Genomic DNA, 21,095 nt, shown 5'->3' with positions numbered 1-21,095 from the left:
GTTAGATGCGGCCGAGCACCTGGGCGAGGAGGCTGCCCATCCGGGTGGCGGAGTCGCGGCCGGCTTCCAGGACCTCTTCGTGGTTGAGCGGCTCGCCGGTCATGCCCGCGGCGAGGTTGGTCACCAGCGAGATGCCCAGCACCTCGGCGCCCGCCTCACGGGCGGCGATCGCCTCCAGCGTGGTCGACATACCCACCAGGTCGCCGCCGATCGCCCGGACCATGCCGATCTCGGCCGGGGTCTCGTAGTGCGGGCCGGGCAGCTGCACGTAGACGCCCTCGGTCAGCGTCGCGTCGACCTCCTTGCACAGCGCGCGCAGCCGCGGCGAGTACAGGTCGGTGAGGTCCACGAAGTTGGCGCCCACGATCGGCGAGGTCGCCGTCATGTTGATGTGGTCGCTGATCAGGACGGCTTCGCCCGGCTTGAACGTGGGGCGCAGGCCTCCGCAGCCGTTGGTCAGCACGACGGTCTTGCAGCCCGCGGCCACGGCGGTACGGACGCCGTGCACGACGGGGGCCACGCCGCGGCCCTCGTACAGGTGGGTGCGGCCCAGGAAGACCAGGGCGCGCTTCTCGCCGATCCGGACGGAACGGATCTTGCCCGCGTGGCCGGCGACGGCCGGCGGGGGGAAGCCGGGGAGCTCGGTGACGGAGAACTCGTGCTCGGGGTCGCCGAGGGCGTCGGCGGCCGGGACCCAGCCGGAGCCCATGACGAGCGCGACGTCGTGGGTCTCGGCGCCGGTCAGCTCGCGCAGACGGGTCGCCGCCTCGCTTGCGGCGGCGTACGGGTCGGTGGGGAGATTTGCGGTTGCGTTCACGCGGAGAGGGTAGCGCGCGTATGGCTACGCGCGTAGATGCATTTCATCACGTTTCCGCTCACGCTGGTTTTCGGGTTTACGGCCAAGCCGCCCGCCCGTTCGCCGTTGGCCTTTGCCTGATCGTGGCGAGCGGGTGCGGGTTGGGGGGCGCGGCTGCGCCGCGGGTGCGGGGGTGGGGGTTCGCCGACTGCTGGGTGGCGGGCGGAATCGTTGGTGCGCCGCTAGCAGGGGCGCTTGCGCAGTTCCATGACGTAGTCGTGGGGCGCCCCGCAGGACTCCGCCGCGTCGGCGATCTCGCCGAGATACCGGGCCGAGGGCAGCCCGCCCTCGTAGTCGTTCAGCACGTAGACCCACGCCGCGACGTCCCCGTCCAACGTGTGCACCCGTACCGTCGTACGACGGTAGATGCCCAGCGGCAGGCCCTCCCATCGGTCCATCGACTCCTCGTCGATGGACGCGATGTCGTAGAGACCTACGAAAACCTGGTGCAGGGGGTCTTCGACCAGCGTCGCCAGCGCGCCCTCCCACCCCATCTGCTCGCCGCCGAACGTCAGCCGCCAGCCGTTGAGCCAGCCCGTGCCGCGCAGCGGCGAATGGGGTGCGCGGCGGGTCATCAGTCGCGCATCGAGGTTCCCGGCGTAGGCGGCGTAGAGCGACATGGCGGCAAGGGTACGGGAACCGGCTCTCAGCCGGGTACGCAAGATCCAGATCGGTCCTGACCCCGGAGAGCGGCCCCGAGGAGAGAAGAACGGCCCGGGTGCGGGACAATGGAGCACGTGACTCGGATCGTGATCATCGGTGGCGGACCCGGCGGATACGAGGCGGCGCTGGTCGCGGCCCAACTGGGCGCGGAGGTGACCGTCGTTGACTGCGACGGTCTGGGCGGAGCGTCGGTGCTCACCGACTGCGTACCGTCGAAGACGCTGATCGCCACAGCCGAGGTCATGACGACCTTTGACTCTTCCTACGAGGAGCTCGGCATCATCGTGGCGGACGACACGCCCGCCATCGAGCAGTCCGCCCGGGTCGTCGGGGTCGACCTGGGCAAGGTCAACCGCCGGGTGAAGCGCCTGGCGCTGGCCCAGTCGCACGACATCACCGCCTCCGTGACCCGCGCCGGCGCCCGGGTGCTGCGCGGCCGGGGCCGACTGGAGCCGCAGCAGGCGGCGGACGGCTCGCGTACCGTCACGGTGACCGCCGCCGACGGATCCACCGAGACGCTGACCGCCGACGCCGTACTGATCGCCACCGGCGCGCACCCGAGGGAGATCCCGGACGCCCTGCCGGACGGCGAGCGGATCCTGAACTGGACGCAGGTCTACGACCTCGACGAGCTGCCCGAGGAGCTCATCGTGGTCGGGTCCGGGGTGACCGGCGCCGAGTTCGCCGGTGCCTACCAGGCGCTGGGCTCGAAGGTGACCCTGGTCTCGTCGCGCGACCGGGTGCTGCCCGGTGAGGACCCGGACGCCGCCGCCGTGCTGGAGGACGTCTTCCGGCGGCGCGGCATGAACGTGATGGCCCGCTCCCGGGCCGCCGCCGCCAAGCGGGTCGGCGACCGGGTCGAGGTGACGCTGGCCGACGGCCGGGTGATCACCGGTACGCACTGTCTGATGGCGGTCGGCTCGATACCGAACACCGCCGGGATCGGCCTTGAGGAGGCCGGGGTCAAGCTCAAGGAGTCCGGCCACATCTGGACCGACAAGGTCTCCCGTACCACGGCGCCCGGTGTGTACGCGGCCGGTGACTGCACCGGTGTGCTGGCGCTGGCGTCGGTGGCGGCGATGCAGGGCCGGATCGCGATGTACCACTTCCTCGGTGACGCGGTCGCCCCGCTGAACCTGAAGACGGTGTCGGCGAACGTGTTCACCGACCCGGAGATCGCCACCGTCGGCTACAGCCAGGCGGACGTGGACAACGGCGTCATCGACGCGCGGATGGTGAAGCTGCCGCTGCTGCGCAACCCGCGGGCGAAGATGCAGGGCATCAGGGACGGTTTCGTGAAGCTGTTCTGCCGTCCGGGCACCGGCATCGTGGTCGGTGGTGTGGTGGTTTCCCCGCGTGCCAGCGAACTGATCCACCCGATCTCGATCGCGGTCGACAACAACCTCACGGTCGAGCAGATCGCCAACGCCTTCACGGTCTACCCGTCGCTGTCGGGTTCGCTCGCGGAGGTCGCCAGGCAGTTGCACAACCGCAAGACGACCAACGCGTAGCAACCGACGCACGGTCACCGAAGGTAGTGCGCCCGCGCCCCTGGTTCCTATAGCACTCGCACGGCGCGCACATGAACAACTTCTGTTAATTGGTGCAAACTGCTGAAACTAGACGCCTGTTGGCATTACTGTCAGTTTCGTGTTCGCAGCAGAACGTCGTCAGTTGATCCTCGAAATGGTGCGAGCGAACGGGGCGGTCTCGCTCCGTGAACTCGCCCGCGTCGTCCAGACCTCCGAAGTGACCGTACGGCGGGACGTGCGGGCGCTTGAGGCCGAAGGACTGCTCGACCGCCGGCACGGCGGTGCCGTGTTGCCGGGCGGTTTCACCAGGGAATCCGGCTTTCCGCAGAAAACCCATCTAGCGACCGCGGAGAAGACGGCGATCGCCGATCTCGCGGCTGGTCTCGTCGAGGAGGGCGAGGCCATCGTCGTGGGTGCCGGGACCACCACGCAGGAGCTGGCCCGTCGGCTCGCGCGCATTCCCGGCCTCACCGTGGTCACCAACTCCCTACTGGTCGCACAGGCGTTGGCACACGCCAACCGGGTCGAGGTCGTCATGACCGGTGGCACGTTGCGCGGCTCGAACTACGCACTCGTCGGCAGCGGCGCCGAACAGTCACTCCAGGGGCTACGGGTGACCAGGGCGTTCCTGTCCGGCAGCGGGCTGACCGCGGAGCGCGGTCTGTCCACCTCCAACATGCTCTCCGCCAGCGTGGACCGCGCCCTGGTGCAGGCCGCCGCCGAGGTCGTGGTGCTGGCCGATCACAGCAAGCTCGGCACGGACACCATGTTCCAGACCGTGCCGTCCGATGTCATAACCCATCTGGTCACCGACGAGCCCCCGATGGGCGATGACCGCGCGGCGACCGAACTACAGGCGCTCGCTGACTGCGGTGTGCGCATCACTGTCGCTTCCGTTTCACCCTCGGACGGGGGTGAGGCGAGCGGCGGGCGGACCCGAAGAGACGTTCCGGTGCCGGGCCCGCGCCGGCATGTCCGGCCGGGCGGCGGCCAGCCGGGGGCGACCCTGCGCAGCGCCCCGCTGCCACCGGAGCAGTCGACCGCGGGCCGGGTCGCCGATCTCGCCCCGCGCAGAAGGTAGTTCAGTTCGCACGTAGCCCGTACAGCGTGAGCGTGAGGAGCCGTTCGGCGATCTCCGGGTCGTCGGGGGTCTTCTCCGCGGCCAGGCCGATGACATGGGTGAGCTGCAACAGGTCGGGTATGTTCGCGTCCTCGCGTACCAGCCCGGCCTGTTGGGCCCGTGCCAGCAGTTCGCCGCCCGCCTCGCGCATCGGGACCTTGCACGCGGTCATCGTGGCGCCCGCACCGCGCGCGTGGTCCGACTCCATCAGCGCGGCGGCCAGACCGCGGTACGTGCTGGCGTGCCGCAGCACCGCCCGCAGCCACTCGGCCAGACCCTCGAAAGGATCGTCGGCGTCGCCGAGTTCGGCGGCGTAGGCGACCAGCTTGTCCACTTCCTCCTGGTACACCGCGTCGATCAGGGCGATACGGCAGGGGAAGTGGCGGTACAGGGTGCCGATGCCCACTCGGGCGCGGCGTGCGATGTCCTCCAGCGAGGCGTTGGTGCCCTGCTCAAGGAACGCGGTCTTGGCCTCCGTCACCAGGCGCTCGTAGTTGCGCCGCGCGTCGGCCCGCATCGGCTTCGCCATTGCCCGACCCTTCCGTACCGCTTCCGCCCCCGACTCTCCTGCTTCCAGAATCGCATTCTCCCCACGAACAACGATGGCCCGGCCGACGCGTGCGTCGGTCGGGCCATCGGCTGTTGGCGGGTTCAGTCCTTGATCTCGCAGATGACGGCGCCGGAGGAGAGGGAGGAGCCGACCTCGGCGGTGAGGGACTTGACGGTGCCGGAGCGGTGGGCGTTGATGGGCTGTTCCATCTTCATCGCTTCCAACACCACGATCAGGTCGCCCTCGTTGACCTCCTGGCCCTCCTCGACCGCGACCTTGACGATGGTGCCCTGCATCGGCGAGGCCAGGGCGTCGCCGGAGGCGGCCGGACCGGACTTCTTGGTGGCCTTGCGGCGCGGTGCCTTCTTCGCGCCCGCCGGAGCGGCGGCGGTGGTGACGCCCAGCGATGCCGGAAGTGTCACTTCCAGGCGCTTGCCGCCGACCTCGACGACCACGGTTTCGCGGGCGTTGTCGGTTTCTTCCTCGTCCGTGGCCGCGCCGGTGAACGGCGGGATGGTGTTGGCGAACTCGGTTTCGATCCACCGGGTGTGGACGGTGAAGGGGTCGGTGGAGTCGGTGAGTTCGGGGGCGAAGGCGGGGTCGGTGACCACGGCGCGGTGGAAGGGGATGGCGGTGGCCATGCCCTCGACGTCGAACTCGGCCAGCGCTCGCCTGGCGCGCTGCAGGGCCTGCTTGCGGGTGGCGCCGGTGATGATGAGTTTGGCGAGCAGGGAGTCCCAGGCGGGGCCGATGACGCTGCCGGTCTCGACTCCGGCGTCCAGGCGCACGCCGGGGCCGGCGGGCGGGCTGAAGCGGGTGACGGTGCCGGGGGCGGGCAGGAAGTTGCGGCCGGGGTCCTCGCCGTTGATGCGGAACTCGAAGGCGTGACCGCGCAGGGGCGGGTCGTCGTAGCCCAGTTCCTCGCCGTCGGCGATGCGGAACATCTCGCGGACCAGGTCGATGCCGGTGACTTCTTCGGTGACCGGGTGTTCGACCTGCAGGCGGGTGTTGACCTCCAGGAAGGAGATGGTGCCGTCCTGGCCGACGAGGAACTCACACGTTCCGGCGCCGACGTAGCCGGCCTCCTTCAAGATGGCCTTGGAAGCGCGGTACAGCTCGGCGTTCTGCTCGGGGGTCAGGAACGGTGCCGGGGCTTCCTCGACCAGTTTCTGGTGGCGGCGCTGCAGGGAGCAGTCGCGGGTGGAGACCACCACGACGTTGCCGTGGGTGTCGGCCAGGCACTGGGTTTCGACGTGGCGGGGGCGGTCGAGGTAGCGCTCGACGAAGCATTCTCCGCGGCCGAAGGCGGCCACGGCCTCGCGGACGGCGGATTCGTAGAGTTCGGGGACTTCTTCGAGGGTGCGGGCGACCTTCAGGCCGCGTCCGCCACCGCCGAAGGCGGCCTTGATCGCGATGGGCAGGCCGTGCTGCTGGGCGAACTCGACGACCTCGTCTGCGCCGTTGACGGGGTCGGGGGTGCCGGCGACCAGGGGTGCTCCGGCGCGTTGGGCGATGTGCCGGGCGGCGACCTTGTCGCCGAGGTCGCGGATAGCCTGGGGCGGCGGGCCGATCCAGATCAGTCCGGCGTCCAGGACGGCCTGGGCGAACTCGGCGTTCTCGGACAGGAAGCCGTATCCGGGGTGGACGGCGTCCGCGCCGGAGTCGGCGGCGGCCTTGAGTACCTTGGCGATGTCCAGGTAACTGGTGGCGGGCGTGTCGCCGCCGAGTGCGTAGGCCTCGTCGGCCGTGCGCACGTGCAGCGCGTCCCGGTCCGGGTCCGCGTAGACGGCCACGCTGGCGATACCGGCGTCCTGGCAAGCACGAGCGACACGAACGGCGATTTCACCGCGGTTCGCGATCAGCACCTTACGCACGATGGCTCCCTCCTTGAAACAAGGTGAGTTTAGGGACTGCCGACACGTCGTGCCGAGCCACCCCTATGGGTGACCTTGCCCACACGCAGGGTGGTGCCACGTTCCCGGAGGACGCTTTGACCCTTGTCGCACCAAGGTACGCCCGTGTTTCGCCACTGATCACCGGCCCTGTGGCAGGGTTGGCGCGATGCGCCGGGACATGGGATGTGGCGCGATTTCTTTGTGGGAACTCCACGACTCCGGGGCGGAAAGTTTGCCGGGTGTTGGCGCACGCCAGGCTGACGGCGGCGCAGCCCCTGAGACCCCCTAGCGCACGACTCTTGTCCGGACCATTACCCGTTAGTAGCGTCGGTTTCGTCGATACCGGCGGTAACGAGTGGGGCGAAGGGCTCGAACCCGGCGCCCTTGGGGAGGTGGGGGAGGATGCGCAGACCGGTGGCGGCGGTCGCGGCGGGCGTGCTGGTCATCGAGGCGGTCGTCATCGCGTTCGTCAACCTCGTGCTCGGGTTGGCGGTGAAACGTCAAAGCATGTCGCTCGGCGGGCTGGCGCCCGGCGCCATGTCGACCGGGGCGTTCGCCGCGGGGGCGGCCTTCGCGCTGTTCCTGCTCTGCTGTGCGGCGATAGCGGTGCGGGCGGCGATCGTCGACCGCTCGCCCGGACGGTTCGCCCGGATCGCGCTGGTGGTCTGCGCGGTGCTGCACTGCGTGCTCGGCGCGGCCGTGGTGGGGATGGTCGGGTGGCTGGCGTTCGTCGCGATGATGGTGACGCTCGGGCTGGTGGTGGCGACACTCGTGCTCTACGCCGAGCTGGGTGCGCCGCGAAACGGCGCGGCACCAGAGGGCGGTGGAACCGCTAGCCCCACAAGTCCGTGATGCGAACGCCCAGTTGGGACAGCAGCCGCCGCAGCAGCGGCAGCGAGAGGCCGATCACATTGCCCGGGTCGCCGTCGATGCCCTCGATGAACGGGGCCGAGCGGCCGTCCAGGGTGAACGCGCCCGCCACATAGAGCGGTTCGCCGCTGGCCACGTACGCCTCGATCTCTGCGTCGTCCGGCGAGCCGAACCGTACGGTCGTTGAGGCCGTCTCGCTGACCTGCCTGCCGCTCGCGGTGTCGATCACGCAGTGCCCGGTGCGCAGCACGCCGGTGCGGCCACGCATGGCCTGCCAGCGGGCCATGGCGTCGGCGGCGTCCAGCGGCTTGCCCAGCGCGCGGCCGTCGAGGTCCAGCACCGAGTCGCAGCCGACGACGAGTTCGCCGCCGGTCAGCCCGTCCGCCACCGCGGCCGCCTTGGCCTCGGCCAGCACCCGGGCCAGTTCGCCCGGGGTCGGCGCGCTGATGGCGTCCTCGTCGACCCCGCTGACCACGACCTTCGGGTCCAGCCCGGCCTGCTTGAGCAGGCCCAGGCGGGCGGGGGAGGCGGAGGCGAGGACGAGGGGACGCGCAGGGGTCATGGGCATCAGGGTAGTCAGCCCGGGACCGGCCCTGGGACCGGCCCCGGCGGCGGCCCCGCGGTCAGGCCGGCCAGTACGTGCTGCGCCAGGCCGTCGGGCCTGGCCGCGGCATTCGGCGCAGCGTGATGTTGCGCGCCGGGTCGGCCCAGGCGTTCAGCGGGCGCGCGCCGCCCGTCCCGCCTGGGACGGCCGCCGCGCGCGCCTGTACCACCGCCAGCGCGGCGGCCAGCTCCTCGGGGGTCGGATTGCCCCTTACGACCTTGATCACGATCAACGGCCCTTCTCGCGGCGGAAGTTACAGCGGGATGTTGCCGTGCTTCTTGGGCGGCAGGCTCTCGCGCTTGTTGCGCAGCGTCCGCAGCGCCTTGACGATGTGGCCGCGGGTCTCGGACGGCGGGATGACCGCGTCCACATAACCGCGCTCGGCCGCGATGTACGGGTTGAGCAGCGTGTCCTCGTACTCGGTGATCAAGTCCTGGCGCAGCGCGTCCGGGTCGGCGGCCTCCGCCAGGCTGCGCCGGTGCAGGATGTTGACCGCGCCCTGGGCGCCCATCACCGCGATCTGGGCGGTGGGCCACGCCAGGTTGAGGTCCGCGCCGAGGTGCTTGGAGCCCATGACGTCGTAAGCGCCGCCGTACGCCTTGCGCGTGATCACCGTGATCAGCGGGACCGTCGCCTCCGCGTACGCGAAGATCAGCTTGGCGCCGCGCCGGATGATGCCGTTCCACTCCTGGTCGGTACCGGGCAGGAAGCCGGGCACGTCCACGAAGGTCAGCACCGGGATGTTGAAGCTGTCGCAGGTGCGGACGAAGCGCGCCGCCTTCTCGGAGGCGTCGATGTCCAGGCAACCGGCGAACTGCATCGGCTGGTTGCCCACCACCCCGACCGGATGGCCCTCGACCCGCCCGAAGCCGGTGAGGATGTTCGGCGCGAACAGCGCCTGCGTCTCCAGGAACTCGCCGTCGTCCAGCACGTGCTCGAAGACCGTGTGCATGTCGTACGGCTGGTTGGCGGAGTCCGGGATCAGCGTGTCCAGCTCCAGGTCCGCGTCGGTGACCGTCAGGTCGGCCTCCTCGGCGAACGCCGGCGGTTCCTGGAGGTTGTTGCTCGGCAGGTACGCCAGCAGCGCCTTGACGAACTCGATGGCGTCCTTCTCGTCGGCCGCCATGTGGTGCGCGTTGCCGGACTTGGTGCTGTGGCTGCGGGCGCCGCCCAACTCCTCGAAGCCGACGTCCTCTCCGGTGACCGTCTTGATGACGTCGGGCCCGGTGATGAACATGTGCGAGGTCTGGTCGACCATCACCACGAAGTCGGTGATCGCGGGCGAGTACACCGCACCGCCCGCGCACGGCCCCATGATCAGCGAGATCTGCGGAATCACGCCCGACGCATGGGTGTTGCGCCGGAAGATCTCGCCGTACATGCCCAGCGAGGCCACGCCCTCCTGGATGCGTGCGCCGCCGGAGTCGTTGATGCCGATGACCGGGCAGCCGGTCTTCAGCGCGAAGTCCATCACCTTGACGATCTTCTCGCCGAACACCTCGCCGAGCGCACCGCCGAAGACCGTGAAGTCCTGGGAGAACACCGCCACCGGACGGCCGTCCACGGTGCCGTAACCGGTGACCACACCGTCGCCGTACGGACGGTTCTTCTCCAGTCCGAAGTTGGTGGAGCGGTGCCGGGCGAACTCGTCCAACTCCACGAACGAGCCTTCGTCCAGCAGCATGGTGACCCGCTCACGCGCGGTCAGCTTGCCCTTGGCGTGCTGCTTCTCCACCGCCCGCTCGGAGCCCGCGTGGGTGGCCTGCTCAATGCGACGGCGCAGGTCCGCCAACTTGCCAGCGGTGGTGTGACTGCTTACCCCGGATTCCGGGGCGTTCTCCGGCTCGGCCATCTCAGGCGGCTCTCCTGCTCTCGTCGGTGTCTCGTCGAAGGGTTCGTACGGGCACAGGTGACTGGCGGGTAACGCTGTCGTAGCGTAACGGCGCGGGTGCGCGGTGGGCACTGCGGCGTTGGACACACTGCGCAGGCGCGCCCCCTAGGCTGCGGGTATGACCTCCTCAAACCGCTGGTCGGACCTGGAGCGGCCGCCGCTCAACGAGTCCACGTTGCGCCGCGCGCTGCTCACCTCGCCGGGCCTGTGGACCGCGTTGGACGTGGTCGCCGACACCGGCTCCACCAACAGCGACCTGGTGGCCCGCGCCAAGGCGGGCGCCGCCGAGGGCGCGGTGCTGGTGGCCGAGGGGCAGTCCGCGGGGCGCGGCCGCCTGGAACGCCGTTGGACGGCGCCCGCCCGCTCCGGTCTGTTCTTCTCCATACTGCTCCGGCCCGGCCAGCCGACGCCGGACGGCAGGCCGGCGGTGCCAGTGGACCGGTGGGGGTGGCTGCCGCTGCTCGCCGGGGTGGCCACCGCCGCCGCCGTGTCCCGTACGGCGGGCGTCGACACCGCGCTGAAGTGGCCCAACGACCTGCTGGTGTCGGTCGGCGGCGAGGAGCGCAAGGCCGCCGGGATCCTGGCCGAGCGGGCCGACGACACCGGGCTGGTCATCGGCGTCGGGCTCAACGTCAGCCTGCGCGAGGACGAACTGCCGGTGCCCACCGCCGCCTCGCTCGCCCTGGCCGGTGCGCCGGTGCTGGACCGCGACCCGCTGCTGCGGGCCGTGCTGCGCTCGGTCGCCGAGTGGTACGGGCGGTGGCGGGCGGTGGACGGCGATCCGCACGAGTGCCGTCTCCAGGAGGCGTACGCGGCCGGATGCGCGACCCTCGGCCGCACTGTTCGGGCCGAACTGCCCGGTGGGCGCGAACTGGTCGGCGAGGCGGTGGCGGTGGACTCCGACGGGAGGCTGGTGATTTCCGCCGGGGGACGGCAGGAGCCGGTCGGCGCGGGCGATGTGGTGCACATACGGCCGGTGGCGGGCTACGACGCGGAACGCGACCGGGGAGACGAGCGGTGACGGTGCGCCGGATGGCCGACGGCGGTGCCTCGCGCGGTGGTGCGAGCGTGAGCTACGGCACACTGCCGTATTGTTGACGGGACGTTCCCCAGGGCTCGCGGCGTCAGCCGTCACGGTGTCCGGGACCCCAGTGATCGGAAGGGCAGTGATCAGGGATCAGGCAGGGGGCGGCCGGTGAGCGCGGACGACGCGGCGAACTCGCCGCACCACGCGGCCGGTGACTCCGGCTCGCCGGAACCGCCGGGCGGTCGAGGACCAGCGGACGCGGGCGGGCAGGAGGCGTTCGACGAGCGGGCGACGCCGGACGAGCAGGCGACGCCGGACGAGCGGGCCGAGCAGGAGGCGGCTGAGTCGGCCGAAGTGGCTGAAGCGGCCGAGGCGGCTGAGCCGGCCGAGGCGGTGAGCGGGGAGAATCCGCTGGCGTTGCGCCTGGAGCAGATGATCCTGGGCGCCGAACGCCACTACACGCCCTTCCAGGCGGCGCGCAGCGCCGGTGTCTCGATGGAGTTGGCGTCGCGCTTCTGGCGGGCGATGGGCTTCGCCGACATCGGCCAGGCCAAGGCGCTCACCGAGGCCGATGTGCTGGCGCTGCGGCGGCTCGCCGGTCTGGTGGAGGCCGGGCTGCTCAGCGAGTCGATGGCGGTGCAGGTGGCCCGGTCCACCGGCCAGACCACGGCCCGGTTGGCCGACTGGCAGACCGACTCCTTCCTGGAGGGTCTCACCGAGCCGCCGGAGCCGGGGATGACCCGGGCCGAGGTGGCCTACCCGCTGGTCGAACTGCTGCTGCCGGAGCTTGAGGAGTTCCTGGTCTACGTGTGGCGGCGTCAGCTCGCCGCCGCCACCAGCCGCATCGCCCGGGCCGACGACGAGGAAGCGGTCAGCCGCCGGCTGGCCGTGGGCTTCGCCGACCTGGTCGGGTTCACCCGGCTCACCCGCCGCCTGGAAGAGGAGGAACTGGGCGAGCTGGTGGAGGCGTTCGAGACCACCTCCGCGGACCTGGTGGCCGCCCACGGCGGGCGGCTGATCAAGACGCTCGGCGACGAGGTGTTGTTCGTGGCCGACGATCCCGGGGTCGCCGCCGAGATCGGGCTGCGGCTGATCGAGACCATGACCGGCGACGAGACGATGCCCGCGCTGCGGGTCGGCATGGCCTTCGGGACGGTGACGACCCGGATGGGCGATGTGTTCGGTACGACGGTGAACCTGGCGAGCAGGCTGACCTCGATAGCGCCCCGGGACGCGGTCCTGGTGGACGGCGAGTTCGCCGAGGCGCTGGGCGCCTCCGGCGAGGCGCCGGTGTCCGAGGCGGACGCGTCGGAGGACGAGAAGTACCGCTTCGCGTTGCAGCCGATGTGGCGCCGCCCGGTCCGCGGGCTCGGCGTCGTGGAGCCGTGGCTGCTGTCACGCAGGGAGTGAGGGGCGCCCGCGGCGCGCATGGGCGCGCCGCGGCTCGGTGCGTGTTCGGGGGTGACCCGCGGAGCGTTCCCTGAAATGATCCTCCCGTTTACGATCGTTAACACCTCGGGCCGGGAGGGCGGACGTATGACGGAGCAGAGGTACGGGGAATGGGTGGCCGTGCGGGCGCACGGCGCGCACGTCGCCGAGCTGGTGCTGGACCGGGTGAAGGCGATGAACGCCATCTCCACCCAGATGGCACGCAGCCTTACCGAGGCTTGCGCGGCGCTCGCCGCCGACCAGGACGTACGGGCGGTGGTGCTGACCTCCACGCATGAACGGGCGTTCTGCGTGGGCGCCGACCTGAAGGAACGCAACTCGCTCACCGACGCCGAGTTGGTCCGGCAGCGCCCGGTGGCCCGCGCCGCGTACACCGGCGTCCTTGAGCTGCCGATGCCGACGATCGCCGCGGTGCACGGCTTCGCGCTGGGCGGCGGGTTCGAACTCGCGCTGTCCTGCGATGTGATCGTGGCGGACGCGACGGCGGAGGTCGGACTTCCGGAGGTGTCGGTCGGCGTCATCCCGGGCGGCGGCGGTACACAGCTGCTTCCGCGCCGGGTCGGTGCCGCCCGCGCCGCCGAGCTGGTCTTCACCGCGCGCCGGGTGGGCGCCGAGGAGGCCGCCGCACTGGGCCTGGTCGACGTGCTGACCGAGCAGGGCAGGGACCGCGAGGACGCGCTGGCGCTGGCGGAACGCATCGCCGCGAACTCCCCGGTGGGGCTGCGCGCCGCCAAGCGCGCGCTGCGGCTGGGCCAGGGCCTCGGCCTGCGCGAGGGTCTTGAGGTGGAGGACGCGGCCTGGCGCTCGGTCGCCTTCTCCGCCGACCGCGCCGAAGGCGTCCGCGCCTTCAACGAGCGCCGTCGGCCGGAGTGGCCCGGAGCGTAGGGGCTTTTGGGGTTTACGCCCGCTCGGCCGTTCGCCGTCGGGCTTCGCCTGCCGTCGGCGCGGTTGGCTTCGGGCCGGGGCGTGCCGGGGTGTCTCCTCGCTCCGCCCGCGTTCGGGGGAACCCGGCACGCCCCCTGTCGCGGTGCGCTGCGGAAGGGGCGCGCGGATCCGCCCGCCGTGCGCAACGGCACGCCAAGGCGGAGGGAAAAGCGGGCGAGCGGTGGGTAAACCCCCAAACGCCAGCGCGAACGCGCCCGTGGCGGGAAGCAGTGCGAGGCTGGCCCCAACAAAGCCGCAACGAAGCGCACCGGACGCGGGAAGCCCCCAACGCCAGCGCGAGCGAAGAGGCGGAAGGATGGGCGAAGAGGCCAATGCCAACCACCGGTTGATGGCCGTAGTCGGGATTGCCCAGGCGGTGGCCACCGCGCAGACCCCGTTGGACGTGGCGCGCGCGTCGATAGGGCGCGCGCGCACCGCCCTGGGCGGCTCGTTCGCCGCCCTCTCGGTCTGGGAGCGCGACCCCGGCTGGCTGCGTGTCCTGGTCAACGACGGCGACCTCGCCCCCGGCGAGGAACCGCTCCCGGAGCACGAGACCTACCCCATACGCGACTTCCCGGACGTCGTCGAGTACCTGCGCCGCGAGTGGGCCAACGGGGGCGAGCCGCACGCCTGGGTGGAGACCGTCCACGGCCGGTACGCCCGCACCGGCTCTTACGAGCACCAGCGGATGGCCGACCTGAGCCGCAGGGGCCGCGGCTGCTGCATAGTCGCGCCGATCGTGCTGCACCACCGGGCCTGGGGCGAGCTGTACGTCACCCGGCACACCGACGCGCCGGTGTTCGGCCGGGCGGAAGCCGACTTCGCGACCGTGCTGGCGGCGGTGATCGCCGCCGGTGTGGCGCAGACCGAGCGCCTTGAGGAGGTGCGTCGGCTGGCCTTCACCGACCCGCTGACCGGCCTGGCCAACCGCCGCGCGGTGGACACCCGGCTGGACGAGGCGCTGGCCCGGCACCGGGAGCGGGGCGCCGTGGTGAGCCTGGTGGTCTGCGACCTCAACGGGCTGAAGCGGGTCAACGACAGCCTCGGCCACGAGGTCGGCGACCGGTTGCTGGTGGGCTTCGGCTCGGCGCTGTCGATGTGCGGCGCGCGGCTGCCCGGCAGCGTTGCCGCCCGGCTCGGCGGCGACGAGTTCTGCCTGCTGGTGGAGGGCGCCAGCGCGGCCGACGTGGAGCGGGCCGCGGAGGAGCTGTGCGCCCGGGCCCGCTGGCTGGGCCTGGGCGACGGGGTGGCCGTCGGCATCGCCTCCACGGACACCGACGCCGGTCCGGTGCGCACCGCCCGGCGGCTGTTCCGGCTGGCCGACGCGGCCCAGTACCGCGCCAAGGCGGACCGCTCCACCAAGCCCGTGGTCGCCGGGCGAGCTGTGGCCGAGCTGGCCGACGCGCCGCCCCGCACCCCCGCCGAGCGACGCAGTTTTCGCGGCCGCCGGCAGAACGACTCGTGACAGCTAGCGATTCAGTCTTTAGGGTGCATGAATATGGATATGCACAACGTGGTCTTGGGGCCGTCCGGGACAACCGCGGACGACGTGCTGGCCGTGGCCCGTGGCGCGGCCAGGGTCGAGCTGTCACAGCAGGCACTGGCCGGAATCGCCGCCTCGCGCGCGGTCGTTGACGCGCTGGCCGCCAAGCCGGATCCGGTCTACGGGGTCTCCACCGGCTTCGGCGCCCTCGCCGTCATGCACATCGGCCCCGATCTGCGGGCCCAGCTACAGCGCTCCATCGTCCGCTCGCACGCCGCGGGCATGGGCCCGCGGGTGGAGCGCGAGGTGGTACGGGCGCTGATGTTCCTGCGGCTGAAGACGCTGGCGTCCGGGCACACCGGCGTACGGCCGGTGGTTGCCGAGACGCTGGCGGCGCTGCTGAACGCGGGGATCACGCCCGTTGTCCATGAGTACGGCTCGCTGGGCTGCTCCGGCGACCTCGCGCCGCTGTCGCACTGCGCGCTCACCCTGATGGGCGAGGGCGACGCCGAGGGTCCGGACGGTGTCGTCCGGCCGTCCGGCGAACTGCTCGCGGAGCACGGCATCGAGCCGGTGGAGCTGCGTGAGAAGGAGGGCCTGGCGCTGCTCAACGGCACCGACGGCATGCTCGGCATGCTGCTGATGGCCTGCTCCGACCTGGCCGCTCTGTTCACCTCCGCCGACATCACCGCCGCCCTGTCGCTGGAGGCGCTGCTCGGCACCGACAAGGTGCTGGCACCCGAACTGCACGCTATCCGCCCGCACCCCGGGCAGGCGGCCAGCGCCGAGAACATGCGCCGCGTCCTGGCCGGTTCCGGGCTGACCGGACACCACCAGAGTGGCTTCGCCGGGGAGTCGGCGGCGCCGCGCGTGCAGGACGCGTACTCGGTGCGCTGCGCGCCGCAGGTCGCCGGTGCCGGACGGGACACCCTCGCGCACGCCCTGCTGGTGGCGGAACGGGAGTTGGCGGCCGCGGTCGACAACCCGGTCGTTCTGCCGGACGGTCGCGTGGAGTCCAACGGCAACTTCCATGGCGCGCCGGTGGGTTACGTGCTCGACTTCCTCGCGATCGCCGCGGCCGACCTGGGCTCGATAGCCGAGCGCCGAACCGACCGGCTGCTGGACAAGAACCGTTCGCACGGTCTGCCGCCGTTCCTCGCCGACGACCCGGGCGTCGACTCGGGCCTGATGATCGCCCAGTACACGCAGGCCGCGCTGGTCAGCGAGAACAAGCGGCTGGCGAACCCCGCGTCCGCCGACTCCATCCCGTCGTCGGCGATGCAGGAGGACCACGTCTCGATGGGCTGGTCCGCAGCGCGCAAGCTGCGGCACTCCATCGACAACCTCACCCGCATCCTGGCGGTCGAGCTGGTCGCGGCGACCCGCGCGATCGAACTGCGTGAGCACGCCGGTACGGGGTTGGCCGCGGCGCCCGCCTCCCGCGCGGTGGTCGCGGCCACCCGCGAGGCGGGTGTCCAGGGCCCCGGCGAAGACCGCTTCCTGGCCCCGGACCTGGCCGCCGCGGAGGCCTTCGTCCGCTCCGGCGGACTGGTCCGCGCCGCGGAGTCGGTGACCGGCCCGCTGGCGTAGTGGGCGTCGCTCGTCGTCGCGAGGGGAACCTCCTGCCGCCGCGACGACGAGCAGCCGCCGACCAGGACGAGCAGTCGCCGCTCAAGTGTCCCGGCGGTGCCGGACGCACCGCGCGGCGAAGGCCTACCCCACGGGAAGCGAAGCGGCCCGCCGCCGCGAGGCGACGAGCAGCCCCGCGCCGGCGGCGAGGAACGTCGTGCCGCCCACCAGGTACGGCGTCGTGTCGACGCTCCCGGTGTCCGCCAGGTTCATGGTGTCCGCCGACCTGCGCTCACCCAGGGCGGTGGTGTGTGCGGTGGCCACGTGATGACGCGTGACCCCCGGCCGGGCAGGCCCTGTCGCCGACGCCGAGGGGACGAAACAGAGGGCGGCGAGCAGCCCGCCCGCGACGGCCGTGGTGGTGGTGAGCGATCGGCGCGAGGCCATGGAACCCCCTTGCGAATACGGTGACTTCACCGTGGGCACCGATGGTAGTGAGATTTCCCGACCGCGGAAAAGTGCCGTGGTGATACCCGGCTCCGTTCGCCGTGTCCGACCACGCTCCGCTGCCACTCCGCCTACTCTCCGTCGCATGACTACGGAGTACGACAGCAGCGGCACCGACGAGACCCCGGCCCGGTACATCCGGCTCCAGGTGGACCTGGTCATGGAGATCACCGACAGCGAGGAGCTGACCCGGGCCGCGGTGGAGCAGATCGACGGCGACGAGTTCATGCCGGAGGACGAGCGCGCCCACGCCAGGGACGCCGTACAACGTGACGAGGCCGAGGCGCTGGCCTATCTCATCGATCCGTTCGGCCTGGTCAACGGCGTCTCCGGGATCGAGCTCGTACAGGCGTCATGGAGCAGCGCGCACACCGAGTACGACCCGGACGCCGACGACTGGGACCTGTACGAGGGGGAGATGGACGAGGAGTAGCGACCCGTTCCGGGACGGCCCCCGGGTTGTCCCGGAACGTGGCATTCCTCACAGTGCCTTGGGGGGCGGAACGGACTTAAGGGGGGTAGGTGTCTCCATTCGTACGAGACGTATTAACGGATGGAGATACGTGTGAAGTCGCCGCAGAGCGGTACCGGTGTCACCCCTGAGCAGCACCGCGGGCGCGGTGCGCGCCGTGGGCTGGCCGCGGTGTCCGTGGTGGTCGGCGGTGCGCTGCTGCTCACCGCGTGCGGGGGGTCCGGTTCCGCGGAGTCGAAGACGGCCGCGGTGGACGCGGCCGCCGCCAAGGACGCCTCGACCGCCAAGATCGCCATCTCACCCAAGGACAAGGCGACGAACGTCGGCATCAACAACGACGCCAAGGTCGCGGTGAGCGACGGCACGCTCACCAAGGTGTCCATGGCCGAGGTCAACGGCGGCAAGACGGTGCCCGGCAAGATATCCGCCGACGGCAAGAGCTGGAAGCCGGACGGCCAACTGGCCCGGGCCACCGCGTACAAGATCACGGCCGCCGCCAAGGACGCCGACAACCGCCCGGCCACCGCCAACTCGACGTTCACCACGGTCTCCCAGGCGAACAGCTTCATCGCGTACTACACGCCGGACGACAGCTCCACCGTCGGCGTGGGCATGCCGGTCTCGATCAACTTCGACAAGGCGATCACCGACAAGAAGGACGTCCAGTCCCACATCAAGGTCAGCTCCAGCAGCGGCCAGCAGGTGGTCGGCCACTGGTTCGGCGACCAGCGGTTGGACTTCCGCCCGCAGGACTACTGGAAGGCCGGTTCCACCGTCACCCTCAAGCTGGACCTGGACAACGTGCGGGGCGCCAAGGGGATCAGCGGTGTCCAGAACAAGACCGTCACGTTCAAGGTCGGTCACTCCCAGGTCTCCACGGTCGATGTGAACACCCAGACCATGACGGTGGTTCGGGACGGCAAGACCATCAAGAGCATCCCGGTGTCCACCGGCAGCCCCGAACACACCACGTACAACGGGCAGATGGTGATCTCGGAGAGGTTCGAGACGACCCGGATGGACGGCAAGACGGTCGGCTTCGGCGGTGAGTACGACATTCCGGACGTGCCGCACGCCATGCGGCTGAGCAACTCGGGCACGTTCATCCACGGCAACTACTGGTCCGACAAGTCCATCTTCGGCTCCAGTGCCACCAGCCACGGCTGCATCGGCCTCGACGACGTACGCGGCGGCGGCGACCCGGGCACGGACGCGTCGTGGTTCTACAACCACTCCCAGGTCGGCGACCTGGTCGTGGTGAAGAACTCCCACGACAGCACCATCGCCCCCGACAACGGCCTCAACGGCTGGAACATGTCCTGGTCGAACTGGAAGGCGGGCAGCGCGCTGTAGCCCTCCCGGCGGCGCCGAACGACCGCGACCGGTCGGCACCGGCGGGGCGACGCCCCGCACCCGTGCCGCCGAGGTGCCCCTGGAGCGTACGCTCCAGGGGCATTCTCATGCCTGTTTCATACGGGACTCAGAGAGCCCTAACGGCCGGTTCCTACCATTTCGCCGTCAGTCTCCCCATGTCTCCGCTCGCGGGGCGCCGACGGCGAGGGCCGGATGTTCTTCACCTACCTACGGCGTGAGCTGCGCCGCCGCGCGCGGGCGGCGTTCGCCATCGCCCTGGGGCTCGCCCTCGGCACCGGTCTGGTGGTCACCGTCTCCTCCGTCGCGACCGGTACCGGGCAGGCGAAGGGCCAGGTCGTCCAGTCGCTCTACGGCCGCGGCACCGACCTGACCGTCACCCCGGCGGCCTCCCCGCCCAAGGCCGACTTCACCGCGCACCCCGCCGGTCCGGCCGAGGGCGACGACCACGTGACGGTCCAGGGCGGCCAGTCGCTGGACTCCTCCGTGGTCAGCCGGGTGCGCGGGCAGAGCGGTGTGGCCGACGCGGCGGGCGGCCTCGGCCTGCGGATCGTCAAGGGCGGCGGCCACGACTCCCGGGGGCGCGGCCAGTCGCTCCCGGCCGGCGCCGACAGCACCGGCGAGATCAACGGCCAGCACGGCTTCGGCGGCTACGGCGGCGTCACCGCCGGGCACTCCGCCGGCGCCGCGCGGGGCGGCGGCCAGGCCACCGCCGACGACTACCGCGCGTACGGCGTCGACGTCTCCCACCCCGGCATCGGACCGCTGACCGCCGTCACGATCACCAGCGGTACGGGCTTCAGCGCCAAGCAGACCGACGACAAGGTCGCCGTGGTGGACCGCGACTACGCCCGGCGCACCAGCCTGTCCGTGGGCACGGCGCTCACCGTGCACGGCAGCACCTTCAAGGTCATCGGAATCGCCACCGCCGCGGATCCGACCGCCGATGTCTACCTACCGCTGCATCAGGCCCAGGCCCTCGCCAACGCCCCCGGCAAGGTCAGCACGGTCTACGTCAGGGCCACCGACCCCGGGCACGTCGGCACCGCCAAGTCGGCCATCCAGCACAACGTTCCGGGCATCCGTGTCACCACCTCGGCCGAACTCGCCGCCCACGTCACCGGATCGCTGTCCACCGCGTCCAACCTCGCCTCGACCGTGGGGAGTTGGCTCTCCGCGACCGTGCTGGCCGCCGCGTTCCTGGCGGCCGGACTGCTCACCTGGTCCGCGGTCGGGCGCCGGACCCGCGAGTTCGGCACGCTGCGCGCGCTGGGCTGGAGCAGCGGCCGGGTCGTCCGGCAGGTGGTGGGCGAGGCACTGGTCAACGGCCTGATCGGCGGCGCCCTCGGCATCACGCTCGGCCTGGCGGCGGCGTACGCCCTCACAACCGCCAGCCCCATGCTCACCGCCAGGGTGGGCAGCGCCGACAGGCTGCCGCACATCGCGCTGACCGCCCCCGTCAACGCCACCACCGTCATGGTCGCCGCCGCCCTCGCCGTCGGCGGCGGCCTGGTCGCGGCGGGCGTCGGCGGCTGGCGGGTCTCCCGGCTGCGGCCCGCGGACGCCCTGCACCGCGTCGAGTAACCCACCGAACCCCCACACCCCACGGAACGAGGCATGTACACACTGACCGGTGTCACCAAGCGCTACCGTCGCGGCGGCGAGACCATCGACGCCCTGACCGGCGTCGACCTGGTGATCGAGGACGGCGGTCAACTCGTCATCCAGGGACCCGCGGGCGGCGGCAAGACCACCCTGCTCCAGATGCTCGGCGGCCTGGACCGCCCCACCGAGGGCAGCGTCGAACTCGACGGCACCGACCTCGCCCTGCTGCCCGAGGCGCGGCTGACTCAACTGCGCAGCGAGAGCATCGGGTTCGTGTTCCGCACCGGCAACCTCATCCCTTCCCTCACCGCCCTGGAGAACGTCGAGACGGCCCTGGTCCCGCTGGGCCTGAGCGCGGCGCAACGCCGCCAACAGGCCACCGGGGCACTGGAGTCGGTGGGCCTGGCGGAACACCGCGGCGCCCTGCCCGCCGCGCTGTCCGGCAGCCAACGGCAACGGGTGGCGGTGGCCCGGGCGCTGGTGAAGCGGCCCAGGGTGCTGCTCGCCGACGAACCGACCGGTGATCTCGACGCGGCGGACCGGGACGAGGTGATGGGCCTGCTGGAACGGCTGTGGCGGGAGCAGGGGCTGACGTTCGTGGTGGTCACCCATGACTCGGCGGTCGCCCGCCGCGCACCCCGGCTGGCCACCATCAGGAAGGGCCGGGTGGCGGTGGAGGACCGCAGGCCAGCGGTGTGACCCCGCGC

The 21,095-nt window shown here is 71.4% G+C and carries 20 protein-coding genes; 12 read left to right on the top strand and 8 right to left on the bottom strand.

The annotated features are described in order from the left end of the window. Position 1: 1 nt before the first annotated feature. On the bottom strand, positions 2-817 hold the full coding sequence (locus tag O5O46_RS02860; RefSeq protein ID WP_269853580.1) for a purine-nucleoside phosphorylase: 816 nt from the start codon (positions 815-817) through the stop codon (positions 2-4). Between the two features lie 221 nt (positions 818-1,038). Beyond that, positions 1,039-1,476 carry a gamma-glutamylcyclotransferase gene (locus O5O46_RS02855; RefSeq protein ID WP_269853579.1) on the bottom strand — a complete coding sequence of 146 codons (438 nt, stop codon included), beginning with the start codon at positions 1,474-1,476 and terminating at the stop codon, positions 1,039-1,041. 108 nt (positions 1,477-1,584) lie between these two features. Between O5O46_RS02855 and O5O46_RS02850 the strand changes: the two genes are divergently transcribed. Beyond that, entirely contained in the window at positions 1,585-3,030 is a 1,446-nt protein-coding gene (locus O5O46_RS02850; RefSeq protein ID WP_269853578.1) for an NAD(P)H-quinone dehydrogenase, read from the top strand. Between the two features lie 175 nt (positions 3,031-3,205). Beyond that, a complete protein-coding gene (locus O5O46_RS02845; RefSeq protein WP_391858290.1) occupies positions 3,206-4,132 on the top strand; it encodes a DeoR/GlpR family DNA-binding transcription regulator in 927 nt (308 codons plus the stop codon). A gap of 1 nt (position 4,133) precedes the next feature. On the opposite strand, the gene O5O46_RS02840 is transcribed toward O5O46_RS02845, so the two are convergent. Together O5O46_RS02840 and O5O46_RS02835 are read right to left on the bottom strand one after the other, a co-directional pair. Then, positions 4,134-4,700 carry a TetR/AcrR family transcriptional regulator gene (locus tag O5O46_RS02840; RefSeq protein WP_269853576.1) on the bottom strand — a complete coding sequence of 189 codons (567 nt, stop codon included), beginning with the start codon at positions 4,698-4,700 and terminating at the stop codon, positions 4,134-4,136. Positions 4,701-4,822: 122 nt separating this feature from the next. Beyond that, positions 4,823-6,595, bottom strand: coding sequence for an acetyl/propionyl/methylcrotonyl-CoA carboxylase subunit alpha (locus O5O46_RS02835; protein ID WP_269853575.1), 1,773 nt, complete (start codon positions 6,593-6,595; stop codon positions 4,823-4,825). A gap of 423 nt (positions 6,596-7,018) precedes the next feature. Between O5O46_RS02835 and O5O46_RS02830 the strand changes: the two genes are divergently transcribed. After that, positions 7,019-7,468 (top strand): hypothetical protein, encoded by a 450-nt coding sequence (locus O5O46_RS02830; protein WP_269853574.1) that lies wholly within the window; start codon positions 7,019-7,021, stop codon positions 7,466-7,468. Here the strand turns inward: O5O46_RS02830 and O5O46_RS02825 are convergent. The 3 genes from O5O46_RS02825 to O5O46_RS02815 all read right to left on the bottom strand — a co-directional run bounded on the left by O5O46_RS02825 (position 7,449) and on the right by O5O46_RS02815 (position 9,942). Then, positions 7,449-8,048, bottom strand: a complete 600-nt coding sequence (locus O5O46_RS02825; protein WP_269853573.1) for a nucleoside triphosphate pyrophosphatase — start codon at positions 8,046-8,048, stop codon at positions 7,449-7,451. The two genes, O5O46_RS02830 and O5O46_RS02825, sit on opposite strands and share 20 nt — an antisense overlap. Before the next feature lie 61 nt (positions 8,049-8,109). Then, positions 8,110-8,319 (bottom strand): acyl-CoA carboxylase subunit epsilon, encoded by a 210-nt coding sequence (locus tag O5O46_RS02820; RefSeq protein WP_269853903.1) that lies wholly within the window; start codon positions 8,317-8,319, stop codon positions 8,110-8,112. 24 nt (positions 8,320-8,343) lie between these two features. Next, positions 8,344-9,942, bottom strand: coding sequence for an acyl-CoA carboxylase subunit beta (locus O5O46_RS02815; protein ID WP_269853572.1), 1,599 nt, complete (start codon positions 9,940-9,942; stop codon positions 8,344-8,346). Positions 9,943-10,099: 157 nt separating this feature from the next. Here O5O46_RS02815 and O5O46_RS02810 point away from each other — a divergent pair, with 157 nt between their 5' ends. The 5 genes from O5O46_RS02810 (at position 10,100) to hutH (ending at position 16,454) form a co-directional block, all read left to right on the top strand. Continuing rightward, the gene (locus O5O46_RS02810; protein ID WP_269853571.1) at positions 10,100-11,002 is read left to right on the top strand and encodes a biotin--[acetyl-CoA-carboxylase] ligase; all 903 of its coding nucleotides are present in this window, start codon (positions 10,100-10,102) and stop codon (positions 11,000-11,002) included. A 174-nt stretch (positions 11,003-11,176) separates the two neighbouring features. Then, the gene (locus tag O5O46_RS02805; protein ID WP_269853570.1) at positions 11,177-12,418 is read left to right on the top strand and encodes an adenylate/guanylate cyclase domain-containing protein; all 1,242 of its coding nucleotides are present in this window, start codon (positions 11,177-11,179) and stop codon (positions 12,416-12,418) included. 126 nt (positions 12,419-12,544) lie between these two features. Continuing rightward, the gene (locus O5O46_RS02800) at positions 12,545-13,342 is read left to right on the top strand and encodes an enoyl-CoA hydratase/isomerase family protein (RefSeq protein ID WP_269853569.1); all 798 of its coding nucleotides are present in this window, start codon (positions 12,545-12,547) and stop codon (positions 13,340-13,342) included. A 355-nt stretch (positions 13,343-13,697) separates the two neighbouring features. Next, positions 13,698-14,846 carry a GGDEF domain-containing protein gene (locus O5O46_RS02795; protein ID WP_269853568.1) on the top strand — a complete coding sequence of 383 codons (1,149 nt, stop codon included), beginning with the start codon at positions 13,698-13,700 and terminating at the stop codon, positions 14,844-14,846. A 33-nt stretch (positions 14,847-14,879) separates the two neighbouring features. Then, the gene (hutH, locus tag O5O46_RS02790) at positions 14,880-16,454 is read left to right on the top strand and encodes a histidine ammonia-lyase (protein WP_269853567.1); all 1,575 of its coding nucleotides are present in this window, start codon (positions 14,880-14,882) and stop codon (positions 16,452-16,454) included. Positions 16,455-16,577: 123 nt separating this feature from the next. On the opposite strand, the gene O5O46_RS02785 is transcribed toward hutH, so the two are convergent. Next, entirely contained in the window at positions 16,578-16,880 is a 303-nt protein-coding gene (locus tag O5O46_RS02785) for an LAETG motif-containing sortase-dependent surface protein (protein WP_269853566.1), read from the bottom strand. 145 nt (positions 16,881-17,025) lie between these two features. On the opposite strand from O5O46_RS02785, the gene O5O46_RS02780 reads away from it, so the two are divergent. The 4 genes from O5O46_RS02780 to O5O46_RS02765 all read left to right on the top strand — a co-directional run bounded on the left by O5O46_RS02780 (position 17,026) and on the right by O5O46_RS02765 (position 21,087). Beyond that, a complete protein-coding gene (locus tag O5O46_RS02780; RefSeq protein ID WP_269853565.1) occupies positions 17,026-17,373 on the top strand; it encodes a hypothetical protein in 348 nt (115 codons plus the stop codon). A gap of 132 nt (positions 17,374-17,505) precedes the next feature. Continuing rightward, positions 17,506-18,765, top strand: coding sequence for a L,D-transpeptidase (locus O5O46_RS02775; RefSeq protein ID WP_269853564.1), 1,260 nt, complete (start codon positions 17,506-17,508; stop codon positions 18,763-18,765). A 213-nt stretch (positions 18,766-18,978) separates the two neighbouring features. Beyond that, positions 18,979-20,367 carry an ABC transporter permease gene (locus O5O46_RS02770; RefSeq protein ID WP_269853563.1) on the top strand — a complete coding sequence of 463 codons (1,389 nt, stop codon included), beginning with the start codon at positions 18,979-18,981 and terminating at the stop codon, positions 20,365-20,367. Positions 20,368-20,400: 33 nt separating this feature from the next. Continuing rightward, entirely contained in the window at positions 20,401-21,087 is a 687-nt protein-coding gene (locus O5O46_RS02765; protein ID WP_269853562.1) for an ABC transporter ATP-binding protein, read from the top strand. The last annotated feature ends 8 nt before the right edge of the window (positions 21,088-21,095 follow it).

It is taken from the genome of Streptomyces sp. RPT161 (genome assembly GCF_027533845.1).
GTDB lineage: Bacteria > Actinomycetota > Actinomycetes > Streptomycetales > Streptomycetaceae > Streptantibioticus_A > Streptantibioticus_A silvisoli_A.
This window is presented reverse-complemented; position numbering and strand designations above follow the sequence as displayed.